The organism is Pseudomonas sp. NPDC089406, assembly GCF_044900265.1.
GTDB classification, from domain to species: Bacteria; Pseudomonadota; Gammaproteobacteria; order Pseudomonadales; family Pseudomonadaceae; genus Aquipseudomonas; species Aquipseudomonas fakonensis.
Genome location: NZ_JBJDNC010000003.1, coordinates 250,761 through 263,427, shown reverse-complemented (window position 1 = coordinate 263,427; position 12,667 = coordinate 250,761). Strand labels below are relative to the sequence as shown.

At 65.1% G+C, this 12,667-nt stretch carries 10 protein-coding genes; 7 read left to right on the top strand and 3 right to left on the bottom strand.

Features of this window, described 5'->3' with window-relative positions; genetic code table 11:
• Positions 1–171 precede the first annotated feature (171 nt).
• Positions 172–1,026, bottom strand: a complete 855-nt coding sequence (locus tag ACI2KK_RS03800; RefSeq protein WP_404667924.1) for a sulfurtransferase — start codon at positions 1,024–1,026, stop codon at positions 172–174.
• Between the two features lie 35 nt (positions 1,027–1,061).
• Positions 1,062–1,727, bottom strand: coding sequence for a TetR/AcrR family transcriptional regulator (locus ACI2KK_RS03795; protein ID WP_404667923.1), 666 nt, complete (start codon positions 1,725–1,727; stop codon positions 1,062–1,064).
• Between the two features lie 170 nt (positions 1,728–1,897).
• Between ACI2KK_RS03795 and ACI2KK_RS03790 the strand changes: the two genes are divergently transcribed.
• From ACI2KK_RS03790 to ACI2KK_RS03765, 6 genes are all read left to right on the top strand, one after another.
• Positions 1,898–3,322: a coniferyl aldehyde dehydrogenase gene (locus ACI2KK_RS03790; RefSeq protein WP_404667922.1), complete on the top strand. Its 1,425-nt coding sequence runs from the start codon at positions 1,898–1,900 to the stop codon at positions 3,320–3,322.
• Between the two features lie 13 nt (positions 3,323–3,335).
• Complete coding sequence (locus ACI2KK_RS03785) at positions 3,336–3,821, top strand: twin-arginine translocation pathway signal protein (protein WP_404667921.1); 486 nt, start codon at positions 3,336–3,338, stop codon at positions 3,819–3,821.
• A 240-nt stretch (positions 3,822–4,061) separates the two neighbouring features.
• Positions 4,062–5,660 (top strand): GMC family oxidoreductase N-terminal domain-containing protein, encoded by a 1,599-nt coding sequence (locus tag ACI2KK_RS03780; RefSeq protein WP_404667920.1) that lies wholly within the window; start codon positions 4,062–4,064, stop codon positions 5,658–5,660.
• Between the two features lie 111 nt (positions 5,661–5,771).
• Positions 5,772–6,251, top strand: a complete 480-nt coding sequence (coaD, locus tag ACI2KK_RS03775; RefSeq protein ID WP_217840800.1) for a pantetheine-phosphate adenylyltransferase — start codon at positions 5,772–5,774, stop codon at positions 6,249–6,251.
• 121 nt (positions 6,252–6,372) lie between these two features.
• Positions 6,373–6,624: a YfhL family 4Fe-4S dicluster ferredoxin gene (locus ACI2KK_RS03770; protein ID WP_200140954.1), complete on the top strand. Its 252-nt coding sequence runs from the start codon at positions 6,373–6,375 to the stop codon at positions 6,622–6,624.
• A gap of 147 nt (positions 6,625–6,771) precedes the next feature.
• Complete coding sequence (locus tag ACI2KK_RS03765) at positions 6,772–8,436, top strand: FMN-binding glutamate synthase family protein (protein WP_404667919.1); 1,665 nt, start codon at positions 6,772–6,774, stop codon at positions 8,434–8,436.
• 193 nt (positions 8,437–8,629) lie between these two features.
• Here the strand turns inward: ACI2KK_RS03765 and ACI2KK_RS03760 are convergent, their stop codons facing one another.
• A complete protein-coding gene (locus ACI2KK_RS03760; RefSeq protein ID WP_404667918.1) occupies positions 8,630–9,931 on the bottom strand; it encodes an OprD family porin in 1,302 nt (433 codons plus the stop codon).
• Positions 9,932–10,437: 506 nt separating this feature from the next.
• On the opposite strand from ACI2KK_RS03760, the gene ACI2KK_RS03755 reads away from it, so the two are divergent.
• The gene (locus ACI2KK_RS03755; RefSeq protein ID WP_404667917.1) at positions 10,438–12,537 is read left to right on the top strand and encodes a TonB-dependent receptor; all 2,100 of its coding nucleotides are present in this window, start codon (positions 10,438–10,440) and stop codon (positions 12,535–12,537) included.
• Positions 12,538–12,667: the final 130 nt, after the last annotated feature.

Genomic DNA, 12,667 nt, shown 5'->3' with positions numbered 1-12,667 from the left:
GCAGGGGCCGGATGAATGGAGCGCACGGTTTTTGGTTACTTTTTTCCACGAAAAAAAGTAACCCGCCGTAAGGGCGGAAAGGTGAATAAGCGTCACTACAAATAATGAATGCGCATACAACTTCCAAAACCAGCCAAACAACCAATTAACCAATTAACCAATGTCCGACCCTCAATCCCCCTTAACAACCCCCCGCGAAGAATCATTGATCCACTCACTCCAAGACCCCGCATACAACCGCCCCAACGGATACCCCGCCAACGCCAGGGCAAACAGGTTATGGCAAGCCGTCACCCCCGACCCACAATAAGCCACCAGTTGCTCAGGCGAACGCCCACCCAGCTTCTCGGCAAACCGCAATTTCAATTGCTCGGCCGGCAAAAACCGCCCATCCGCCCCCAGGTTGTCGGTAAACGCCGCACACTGCGCCCCCGGAATATGCCCGGCCACCGGATCGATCGGCTCCACCTCACCGCGAAACCGCGGCAGCGCCCGGGCATCGAGCAGGGTCATCGCCGGGTCATCCAGGCGCTTGGCCAGGTGCTGGGCATCGATCAGCAATTTCATGTCCGGCTCACCACTGAAGGTACCCTCGCGGCGCACCGGCGGGTCCAGGCTCAGCGGCAGATGCGCCGCGTGCCAGGCCTTCAGGCCGCCATCCAGAATGAACACCCCGCTGCGCTTGCCCAACCACGCCAGCAACCACCAGGCCCGCGCGGCAAAGGCGCCCGGGCCGTCGTCATACAGCACCACCTCACTGTCGGCATCCACCCCCCACTCGCGCAGGCGCTCGACCAAGTGCCCAGGCTCAGGCAACGGGTGCCGCCCGGTCCGGCCCTTGACCACTGGCCCGCTGAGGTCGCGCTCAAGGTCGGCGAAATGCGCGCCGGCGATATGCCCCAAGGCATAGCTGCGCTGGCCATAGTCGACGTCTTCCAGGGCAAAACGGCAATCGAGGATCACCAGGCCAGGCGCATCCAGGCGCTCGGCCAGCTGCTGCGGGGTGATCAGTTGCGCAAGGGGCATGACAATCTCCTGATGGATGGCTCAAGGGCGCCGGCTCAGTGCTCCAGCGCCTGGTTGAAGGGTATGTGGAATTCGTCGCACAAGCTGTCGACCGCAGTGCGCGAGCCGGGCGTAACGAAACCCAGCTCCAGCACCAGTACCTGATAGACGCCGCGCTTGAAGGCTTCTTCACCCAGGTGCGCGGAATGTTCGCGGGTGGTGCTGAGAAAACGCACCCAGGACGTCAGCACGATCCAGGCGTTGATGGTCAGCGATTCGATCTGCGCGGTGTCCATGGCCAGGATGCCGGCCTCGACGAAGCCCCGGTAGATCGCCTGGCCCTGCTGCAGGCAGCGCTGCGAGAAGCGCCGGTAGCGCGCGGCAAGCTCGGGGTCGCTGTCCAGCAGGTGCTCGAGGTCGCGGTGCAGGAAGCGGTAGTTCCACATCGCCGCCAGCAGTGCCTTCAGATAAAAACGCTTGTCCTCCACCGTAGCGCCGCGGCCCTGGGGCGGGCGCAGAAAACTGTCGACCAGCTCTTCGTACTGGCTGAACAGCACAGCGATGATCGCCTGCTTGTTGGGGAAGTGGTAGTAGAGGTTGCCGGGCGAAATTTCCATGTGCGCGGCGATGTGGTTGGTGCTGACACTGCGCTCGCCCTGCTGGTTGAACAGCTCCAGGCTGTTCTGCACGATGCGCTCACGGGTTTTCATGCGCGGGGCCATGCTCAGCTCCAGTCTCCAGGCTCACGGTCAAGTGGGCATCATACGGTTTGCCACCGCGATGCGTCAGGTGAAGGCTGCGTAAAAGTCCGCAGGTTGGGCGGAAAAACCCCTCACCGGGCAGCGAATTAGAGTATAGGCTCTATTCATCTTTGATCGCCGGTGCCCGCGCCATGACCTCGACCCTGCCCCCTGTCTGTTCGGACCTCGGCCTGGAGGCGACGTTCGCCGACCAGCGCCGGGCTTTTGCCAGCCACCCCATGCCACCCGCTGCGCAGCGCCGGCAGTGGCTGAAAAGCCTGCGCCAAGCGCTGGTGAACGGGCAACAGGCGCTGATCGAGGCCATCGACCGCGACTTCGACGGGCGCAGCGCGGACGAAACCCTGCTGGCCGAACTGCTGCCATCGGTGCAGGGCCTGCGCCATGCCGAGCGCCACCTGCAGCGCTGGATGCGCCCGGCCCGGCGCCGCGCCGGCCTGGCCTTCCAGCCGGCCAGCGCACGGGTGCTGTACCAGCCACTGGGGGTGGTGGGCATCATCGTGCCGTGGAACTACCCGCTGTTTCTCGCCATCGGCCCGCTGACCTGTGCCCTGGCCGCCGGCAACCGGGTAATGCTCAAGCTCAGCGAAGCCACCCCGGCGACCGGGCAAGCGCTCAAGGCGCTGCTGGGGCGGGTATTCCCCGAAGACCTGGTAAGCGTGGTGCTGGGCGATGTGCAGGTGGGCCAGGCCTTCGCCCGACTGCCGTTCGATCACCTGCTGTTCACCGGCGCCACCGGCGTCGGCCGCCAGGTGATGCTGGCCGCAGCGCAAAACCTCACACCGGTAACGCTGGAGCTGGGCGGCAAGTCGCCGGCCATCGTCGCGCAGGACGTGCCGTTGGCCACCGCCGCCGAGCGCATCGCTTTCGGCAAGACCCTCAACGCCGGGCAAACCTGCGTCGCCCCCGACTACGTGCTGGTGCCGCGCGAACGGATGAAAGCCTTCGCCGAGGCCTACCGCCAGGCGGTGCACCGGCTGTACCCACGCATTGCCGACAACCCCGACTACAGCGCGATCATCAACCCGCGCCAGCTGGAGCGCCTGGAACGGCTATTGAGCGATGCCCGCGAACAAGGCGCCGAGGTGCGCGACCTGTACCCTGACGAGCCCCGCCAGGGCCGGCGCCTGCCGCCGCACCTGCTGCTGGAGGTGAACGAGCACATGCAGGTGATGCAGGAAGAAATCTTCGGCCCGCTGCTGCCTCTGGTGCCCTACGACAGCCTCGATCAGGCGCTGGCCTATATCAACCAGCGCCCTCGCCCGCTGGCGCTCTACTACTTCGGTTACGACCGCAGCGAGCAGGCGCGGGTCCTGCGCGACACCCACTCCGGCGGCGTCTGCCTCAACGACACCCTGCTGCACGTGGCCCAGGACGACCTGCCGTTCGGCGGCATCGGCCCTTCGGGCATGGGCCATTACCACGGGCGCGAGGGTTTCCAGACCTTCAGCAAGGCCAAGGCGGTGCTGGCCAAGCAGCGCCTGAACGCCGCCCGGCTGATCTACCCGCCCTACGGCAAGGCCCTGCAACGCCTGGTGTACAAGCTGTTCATCCGTTGAAAAGGGGCCGCCCATGCAACGACGCGACCTGCTCAAATTCAGCCTGGGCGCCAGCCTGTTCCTCGGCACCGCCAGCCTGGTCGGCTGTAGCAAGCAAGGGGCCGCAGCCGGCTACCAGGTGCTGCGCGATGACGACCTGCCGTTGCTCGAAGCCTTGATACCCGTGGTGCTGGCGGGCACCCAGGCTAGCGTTCAAACGGTGCTGGGCAGCCTCGACGGCAAAGTCGCGGCGCTGTCGCCGGCCATGCTCAAGCTCACCCGGCAGCTGCTCGACGTGCTCAGCCTGCCGGTGACCCGCGGGCCGCTGACCGGGGTGTGGGGTAGCTGGGGTAATGCGAGCAGCAAGCAGGTCGAGGCGTTTCTCGAGCGCTGGCGAACCAGCTCGCTGGAAATGCTGCGCCAGGGGCACGCGTCGCTGCTGCAACTGCTGCTGATGGCCTGGTACGAACGGCCCGAGGCCTGGGCCGCCTGTGGCTACCCTGGGCCGCCGAAAATCTGAGGTTCTGCGTGGGAGCCACGGTCTTGGGCAGGCTGTACCGGCCTCATCGCCGGCAAGCCGGCTCCTACAGGTACACCGCCGGCCTGAAGGCCATGCAATCCCTGTGGGAGCGGCTTTAGCCGCGAAGCAGGCAGCGCGGTGGATGGCACCGGCTATGCCAGTGTTCGCGGCTGAAGCCGCTCCTACAGGGTTCTTGCCAAACCAGCCCGTTATCGATTTTCCATGAGGATTAACGCCGCGATGCCCGTCCCCGACCCGTTTCGCCAAGGCCTCGAACGAGGCTGGATCACCCATGATGGCTCGCGCCTGGACCAGGACCTGACGCTTGAGGCCGACGTCGCCATCATCGGCAGCGGCGCAGGCGGCGCCACCACGGCCGAAATCCTCAGCGCTGCCGGGCTGAAAGTGCTGCTCATCGAAGAGGGCCCGCTGAAAACCAGCAGCGACTTCCACCTGCTGGAGAGCGAGGCCTACGCCGACCTGTACCAGGAAGGCCTCGGCCGGCTCAGCAAGGACGGCGCCATCACCATCCTGCAGGGCCGGGCGGTGGGCGGCACCACCTTGGTCAACTGGACCTCGAGCTTCCGTACCCCGGCGCAAACCCTGCAGCACTGGGCCCAGGCGCACGGGGTGAAAGGCCTGGACCAGGCCAGCATGGCGCCCTGGTTCGAGCGCATGGAGCAGCGCCTGGGCATCAGCCCCTGGGCCATGCCGCCCAACCCCAACAACGACGTGCTGCGCCGCGGCTGCGAAGCCCTCGGCCACCGCTGGGCAGTGATCCCGCGTAACGTGCGCGGCTGCTGGAACCTGGGCTACTGCGGCATGGGCTGCCCGGTGAACGCCAAGCAGTCGATGCTGGTGACCAGCATTCCGGCAACCCTCGAGCACGGCGGCGAACTGCTCTACCTGGCCCGGGCGATGCATTTGAGCCATGACGGCGAGCGCGTCTCGCAACTGCATTGCCTGGCCCTGGACGCCAAGGGCGTGCACCCGACCGGCCGGCAGATCCGGGTCCAGGCCCGCCACTACGTACTGGCCGGCGGCGGCATCAACAGCCCGGCCCTGCTGCTGCGCTCCCAGGCGCCCGACCCGCACCAACACCTGGGCAAACGCACCTTCCTGCACCTGGTGAACTTCAGCGCAGCGCAGTTCGAGGAAAAAATCGACCCCTACTACGGTGCACCGCAATCGATCTACAGCGACCAGTTCCAGTGGCAGGACGGCGTCGACGGCCCGGTGGGCTACAAGCTGGAGGTACCGCCGCTGCACCCGGCGCTGGCCAGCACCCTGCTCGGCGGCCATGGCCGCGGCAACGCCCTGCGCATGGCCGAACTGCCGCACACCCACGTGATGCTGGCGCTGCTGCGCGACGGCTTCCACCCGCAGAGCCAGGGCGGCCAGGTGCAGTTGCGCGACGACGGCTCGCCGGTGCTCGACTACCCCGTCAACGACTACCTGCGCGACGGGCTGCGCCGGGCCTGGCACAGCATGGCGCAAATCCAGTTCGCCGCAGGCGCGCGCCAGGTGATGCCGGTCCACGGCGACGCTGGCTATGCCGCAAACAGCGAACTGGCCCGGGCGATGATCGACGGCCTGGCCCTGGACACCTTGCGCATGCGCCTGGGCAGCGCCCACGTGATGGGTGGCTGCGCCATGGGCGAAGACCCGCGCCAGGCGGTCTGCGACAGCCTCGGCCGGCACCACCAGTTGGCCAACCTGTCGATCCACGATGGCTCGCTGTTCCCCACCAGCATTGGCGCCAACCCGCAATTGTCGGTGTACGCCCTGGCCGCACGGCTCAGCGATGGGCTGCTCGGCCGCCTGGCACCCGGGGCATGACAGCCCGCGCCTGCCCTGTCTATAGTGCCATCGGGCGGCCGCACGACTTGGCCGGGCGCAGTCGCTGCGCTACCATCCGAGTCCCCAACGCACTCCAGCCAGGAAGACGCGATGAACCGAGTGTTGTACCCGGGTACTTTCGACCCCATTACCAAAGGCCATGGCGACCTGGTAGAGCGCGCCTCGCGGCTGTTCGACCACGTGATCATCGCCGTGGCGGCCAGCCCCAAGAAAAACCCGCTGTTCCCGCTGGAACAACGGGTCGAGCTGGCCCGCGAGGTCACCAAGCACCTGCCCAATGTCGAAGTCATCGGCTTCTCCTCGCTGCTGGCGCATTTCGCCAAGGAACAGGGCGCCAACGTGTTCCTGCGCGGCCTGCGCGCGGTGTCCGACTTCGAGTACGAATTCCAGCTGGCCAACATGAACCGCCAGCTGGCCCCGGACGTCGAGAGCCTGTTCCTCACCCCGTCCGAGCGCTATTCGTTCATTTCCTCGACGCTGGTCCGGGAAATCGCCGCGTTAGGCGGTGATATCACCAAGTTCGTCCACCCGGCGGTGGCCGATGCGCTGACCGAGCGCTTTCGCAAGTAAGTTATAGAAGCAACGGCGCGGCCTGATGGTCGCGCCTGCGTGCACTGCGGGCCCGAATGCGGCACAATTGCGCACATCGCTTTGAAACATGCCCGGGCCCGACGCCCCGGCCGGAGTCCCCATGTCCCTGATCATCACCGACGATTGCATCAACTGCGACGTCTGCGAACCCGAGTGCCCGAACGCCGCCATCTCGCAAGGCGAAGAGATCTATGTGATCGACCCCAACCTGTGCACCCAGTGCGTGGGCCACTACGACGAGCCGCAATGCCAGCAGGTCTGCCCGGTCGACTGCATCCCCCTGGATGAAGCCCACCCGGAGTCCGAAGACGAGCTGATGGCCAAGTACCGCCGCATCACCGGCAAGGCCTGATAACACTCGCGCGCATCTGTCGCCCCGGCGTTGCCTGAACGCGGGGCGCAGCCCACCTGCTGCGTAACAGTCTTTTACCGATTCCCCTGGTTTTCCGCCGCCTGGCTTTGCCTATCCTAGGGCGCTCACCCCGCCTGCGACGGACCCATGAAAGCCTCGTTCCCAAGCCGTTACGCCTGCCTGGCGCTGTGCCTGCTGGGCACCATCACCTGCCTCTTCTTCCTCTCCACACTGTGGCCTTTGGCCCTGGTTTGCGCCCTGCTGAGCCTGGTCGGGCTCAACGATATGCGCCAAACCCACCACGCCGTGCGGCGCAACTACCCGATTCTGGGCAACATTCGTTACCTGATCGAAACCATTCGCCCGGAAATCCGCCAGTACCTGATCGAAGGTGACGACGACAAGCTGCCGTTCTCCCGCGCCCAGCGCTCGCTGGTGTACGCCCGGGCCAAGAACGAAAGCGCCGAGAAGGCCTTCGGCACGTTGAACGATGCCTACAAGCCCGGTTTCGAGTTCATCAGCCATTCGATGCTGCCGGCACATCAGGCCGACCCGGCCGCGTTCCGCGTCCGCATCGGCGGCCCGCAGTGCACCCAGCCCTACTCGGCGTCGATCTTCAACATTTCGGCGATGAGCTTCGGTGCCCTCAGCGCCAATGCCATCGGCGCGCTGAACAAGGGCGCGCGCCTGGGCCGCTTCGCCCACGACACCGGCGAGGGCAGCATCAGCCCCTACCACCGCGAGCACGGCGGCGACCTGATCTGGGAGATCGGCAGCGGCTATTTCGGCTGCCGTACCGAGGAGGGCCGCTTCGACCCCGAACGCTTCGCCGCACAAGCCGGCGATGCCCAGGTGAAGATGATCGAGATCAAGCTCAGCCAGGGCGCCAAGCCCGGGCATGGCGGCATTCTGCCGGGGCACAAGGTCAGCGCTGAAATTGCCGCCACCCGGGGCGTGCGCGAAGGTGAAGACTGCATCTCGCCTGCTGCCCACAGCGCCTTCCGCACCCCGGTGGAACTGCTGCAGTTCGTCGCCCGGCTGCGCCAGTTGAGCGGCGGCAAGCCGGTGGGCTTCAAGTTCTGCCTGGGCCACCCGTGGGAATTCATGGGCATTGCCAAGGCCATGCTGGCCACCGGCATCACTCCGGACTTCATTGTCGTCGACGGCAAGGAAGGCGGCACCGGCGCTGCGCCCCGGGAGTTCTCCGACAACATGGGCGTGCCGCTGCGCGACGGGCTGATGTTCGTGCACAACACCCTGGTTGGCCTGAACCTGCGCGAACGCGTGCGCATCGGTGCGGCAGGCAAGCTGGTCAGCGCCTTCGACATCGCCTGCGTGCTGGCCATTGGTGCTGATTGGGTCAACTCGGCGCGCGGCTTCATGTTCGCCATCGGCTGCATCCAGTCGCAGAGCTGCCACACCAACCAGTGCCCTACCGGCGTGGCCACCCAGGACCCGCTGCGCCAGCGTGCACTGGTGGTACCGGAAAAGGCCGAGCGGGTGGCAAGTTTTCACCGCAACACCCTGCACGCCTTGGCCGAAATGCTCGCCGCTGCAGGCCTTGAACACCCTTCAGAGCTCAAGCCCAAGCACCTGGCACGGCGCATCAGCCCCAGCGAGATCAGCCTGTTCTCGCAATTGCATACCTTCCTCAAACCGGGCGAGTTGCTCAGCGACACGATCGACAGCGAGTTCTACCGGCGAATGTGGCGCATGGCGCGCAGTGACAGCTTTGCGCCGCAGCTCGGGGAGGTTGAAGTGGCGCCTGTAGTGGCAGTGGCGCGCCGTGAAGAAGCGGCAGAGGCCATCTAGCAGCGCCGCCGTGCAAGCAGGACGGAACCTGTGGGAGCGGCCTGCGCTGTACCTGTAGGCGCCGGCTTGCCGGCGATGAGGCCGGTTCAGGCAGCGCAAGACAGTTGCTCCCACACAAGCAGTGGCACCTTTGCAGAGCCAGAAACGAACAACCCCGGCCAAGGCCGGGGTTGCTGGAGACGCCAGGTCAGTATCAGAAGATGCTGATCGGGTACTCGACGAATACGCGGACTTCGTTGCCGTCGTCGTTGTAGCCGTTCTGCTGGACTGCGTTGTTGGTACGCAGGAACGAGCTGCGCAGCTTGATCGACAGGTCCTTGGCCGGGCCTTCCTGAACCACGTAGCGCACCTGGTTGAAGATCTCGCGCTCCTTGCCTTCGCCGAAGCCACGGGTGTTGATGTTGTCACCCACCACGTAGGCCACTTTGTAGGTCAGGCCCGGTACGCCAAAGGCGCCGAAGTCCAGGCCGTAGCCCAGCTGCCAGGAGCGCTCGTCTTCGGCGTTGAAGTCGGACCAGTAGGAGTTGGCCAGGTAGATGGTCGAACCGCCGTCACCCACACCGCCAGCGCTCTGGTAGCCGCTGTAGTTGTAGCCGGTGTTGCCGGTGCTGCGCTGGTGCGCCAGGGTGAACGAGTGCGGGCCGTAGGCGTAGGTGGCCGCCAGGCTCCAGATGGTGTTGGAGTCGCCGGTCAGCTTGGCGTCACGCACGAACTTCTTGTCGATGTCGGTCTTGTAGCCGTTGAAGTCCAGGGTCAGGGACTGGTCTGCCGCGATCGGGAAGACGTAGTTCAGGCCCAGGTAGTGCTTCTTCATCACATCTTCGTTGTCAGCGGTGTACAAGGCCGCGGTGAAGTTGTCGGTGAACTTGTAGCTGCCGCCGAGCACGTTGATCGACTTCAGGCCGCCGCTGTCACGCCCTTCGGCGCTCTTGCGCGCTTCCTGGGTGAAGCGACCGGCGTTCAGCTCGAGGCCCTTGATCTCCTTGGAGGTGATCAGGGTGCCGGTGAAGCTTTCTGGCAGCAGGCGGCCGTCATCGTAGTTCAGCACCGGCAGGGTCGGCATCTGGTCACCGTACTTGAGCACGGTGTTGGAGATGCGGAACTTGACCGCAGCGCCGGCACGGGCGAGGTCGTGCGGGCTGCTGGCGTTGCCATCAGCGTTCGTGGTGTTGTGCGGCTTGAAGAAGTCGACGCCGCCGCCACCGTTGTGGCCCTTGCCGCCGTCCAGACGCACGGCGTACAGGCCGAATGCGTCGACGCCGACACCGACGGTGCCCTGGGTGAAGCCGGAGGAGAAGTTGCCGATGAAAGCCTGGCCCCATTCGATCTGGTCATCGGTACCGTGCTTCTTGTCACGGTTGATGTAGGCGTTGCGCAGCAGCACGTTGGCGTGGCTGTCTTCGATGAAGCCCTTGCTTTCGGCCTGCTCATTGGCCTGTGCCTGGGTCGCGGCGATCATCGCCAGGGCGACCAGGCTGATCCTGGTTTTCAACATTGTTTATTTTCCTTATTTCCAGTTCAAAAACGCGCTGCATAAAAACGCCAGGAACCAACGCCCCTTCGTAGGTTCGACGCTATGCGGATCCGGCTCAAAGGCCTGCAGAGTGTCTGCGGCGGGCCTTTGAACCTCATGGCCAGGTCATGGCCAGCAGGCGTAGAGGCCGAATCCTATCCGCGCCTGCTTATACATGTCAAAAAATCGTGAATTGCAGGTTGATATAACCAAAAACGAGGTCACTGATAGTGCATTCTCACGCCTGAATGCCCTGAGTCAGCGCATTTTTGTCTCTTTCATGAATTGCGGAAAAAAACCGCACGGCTGTCATATACGCCTGACAGACCCAGGCCGGAAAACGCGCTAGGCATGAGCGATTTCGAACGGGACCCACGTTACAAATGGATACATATGTAAAGACAAGGCTTTACAAATAGCCATGCAATAGCGAATACATCGCATTAACATCCGCGCCGGTTTCTCATCCCACTATCCGGACACTTGCAATGCCTGCCCCCCGCCACCTATCACCCCTGGGCCTCACGCTGCTGCTCGGCGCCAGCCTGGCCAGCGCCGCCACCACCCTGCCGGAAACCTCGGTAACCGCCGACAACGAACGCGAGGAAGACAACCCGCGCGTGCGCGAAGTCAGCACCGCAACCCGCACCTCGACCCCGCTGCGCTACGTGCCCCAGGCCATCGACACGGTCAAGGCGCGCACCGCCCTGGACTACGGCAACAGCAGCCTGGGCAAGGCACTCGAAGGCATACCCAACGTCAGCAGCGGCGCCGACACCCGCTTCGACAGCCTGCGTATCCGCGGCTTCGACGCCAGCAACGACTTCTACCTGGACGGCATTCGCGACGACAGCCAGTACACCCGCGACCTGCACAACATCGAACGGGTCGAAGTGCTCAAGGGCCCGGCTGCCGTGCTGTACGGCCGTGGCAGCCAGGGTGGTATCGTCAACCGGGTGAGCAAGGCCCCGGAACACGGGCGCCGCTCGAGCATCGAGGCCCAGGCCGGCAGTCAGGACCTGCGCAGCCTGTATGCCGACCTCAGCGCCGACCCCAGCGACACCCTCAGCCTGCGCCTGAACATGGGCAACGAAGACAGCAACAGCTTCCGCCACGGCGTCGACGGCAACCGCCAGCTGTTCGCCCCCTCGATGCGCTGGCAACTGAGCCCCGACCTGGACTGGCTGGTACAGTACGAGTACAGCCGTTACAACCGCACCCCCGACCGCGGCATCCCCGGCAACCCGCTGACCGGGCGCCCGGCAGACGTCAGCCGCAGCAGCACCTACGGCGATACCCAGCGCGACTACATCGACGACCGCGCCGAGTCGCTGCGCTCGCGCCTGAACTACCAGTTGAACGAGCACTGGCAGCTGCGCCACACCCTGGGCCTGTTCAAGCTCGACAGCGAGTTCGACAACACCTACCAGACCGCCTACAACCCGCGCACCAACCTGGTCACCCGTCAGCGCTGGCAGCAGGACCTGAACACCCGCAACCTGTTCAACAACCTCGAGGCCGAGGGCGACTTTGCCACCTGGGGCCTGGAGCACACCCTGCTGCTGGGCCTGGAGTTCGGCAACCAGCGCCGCGACCCGGTGCTGCTCACCGCCAGGACAACCGGTGCCGGTAGCCGCCCGGTACCACCACTGGACCTGAACAATCCCGACCGCAACCTGCAGCACACTGGCGCCATGATGGTGTCGAGCAACAACCACACGGTGGTCGACAGCCGCGGCGTCTACCTGCAGGACCAGATTCGCCTGAACGAGCAGTGGCAATTGCTGGCCGGCGTGCGCTTCGACCAGTTCGAAGTAGAGACCACCAACAAGCTGCGCGGCCTCAGCGAAAAGCAGGACGACAACAGCGTCAGCCCGCGCCTGGGCGTGGTCTACACACCGTGGCGCGAGCATTCGTTCTACGCCTCCTGGAGCAAGACCTACTCGCCGGTGGGCGGCGGGCTGATCGGCATCACCCCGGGGGCGGCCGGCAACACCAACCAGACCGACCCGGAGCAGACCCGGCAGAAGGAAATCGGGGTCAAGAGCGACTGGCTGGACGAGCGCCTGACCACCACCCTGGCGATCTACGAGCTTGAGCTGTACAACCGCCGCACCCGCGACCCGAACGACCCAACCATCACCCTGCTGTCGGGCCTGCAGCGCTCGCGCGGCATCGAGCTGACCGCCAACGGCCACGTGGTGGGCAACTGGTACGTACGCGGCGGCATCGGCCTGCAGGACGCTATCATCGTCAAGGACAACAACGGCCAGGAAGGCAACCGCATCAACGACGTGGCCCGGCGCAACGCCAGCCTGTTCGTGACCTGGAAGCCTGAGCTTGGCTGGTACGCCGAAACCGGGCTGACCCTGGTGGGCGAGCGTTTTGCCGATAACCAGAACACCATCAAGCTGCCGGGCTATGGCCGCTGGGATGCCCTGGCCGGTTACCGCACCCGCGACTGGGATGTGCGGGCGGCGCTGAACAACATCGCCGACAAGACCTACTACAGCTCGGCCACCAGTGCAGCGCAGATCCAGTTCGGCGACCCGCGCAACCTGGTGGTGACCGGGAGCTATAGCTTCTGATTGCCTGCGCCAGACGCGCTCGCCCTGTAGGAGCGGCCTTGTGTCGCGAAAGGCGCGCGTAGCGGGCCCAGGATGCCATTTCCAAGCTGATATCGCCGGGGCCGCCTCGCGGCCCTTTCGCGACACAAGG

Excerpts from the sequence above, each read along its gene's own strand:
- ACI2KK_RS03800 (WP_404667924.1), bottom strand. The coding sequence starts at position 1,026 with ATGCCCCTTGCGCAACTGATCACCCCGCAGCAGCTGGCCGAGCGCCTG.
- ACI2KK_RS03780 (WP_404667920.1), top strand. The coding sequence starts at position 4,062 with ATGCCCGTCCCCGACCCGTTTCGCCAAGGCCTCGAACGAGGCTGGATC.
- ACI2KK_RS03755 (WP_404667917.1), top strand. The coding sequence starts at position 10,438 with ATGCCTGCCCCCCGCCACCTATCACCCCTGGGCCTCACGCTGCTGCTC.
- ACI2KK_RS03765 (WP_404667919.1), top strand. The coding sequence starts at position 6,772 with ATGAAAGCCTCGTTCCCAAGCCGTTACGCCTGCCTGGCGCTGTGCCTG.
- ACI2KK_RS03795 (WP_404667923.1), bottom strand. The coding sequence starts at position 1,727 with ATGGCCCCGCGCATGAAAACCCGTGAGCGCATCGTGCAGAACAGCCTG.
- ACI2KK_RS03770 (WP_200140954.1), top strand. The coding sequence starts at position 6,373 with ATGTCCCTGATCATCACCGACGATTGCATCAACTGCGACGTCTGCGAA.
- coaD (WP_217840800.1), top strand. The coding sequence starts at position 5,772 with ATGAACCGAGTGTTGTACCCGGGTACTTTCGACCCCATTACCAAAGGC.
- ACI2KK_RS03785 (WP_404667921.1), top strand. The coding sequence starts at position 3,336 with ATGCAACGACGCGACCTGCTCAAATTCAGCCTGGGCGCCAGCCTGTTC.
- ACI2KK_RS03790 (WP_404667922.1), top strand. The coding sequence starts at position 1,898 with ATGACCTCGACCCTGCCCCCTGTCTGTTCGGACCTCGGCCTGGAGGCG.
- ACI2KK_RS03760 (WP_404667918.1), bottom strand. The coding sequence starts at position 9,931 with ATGTTGAAAACCAGGATCAGCCTGGTCGCCCTGGCGATGATCGCCGCG.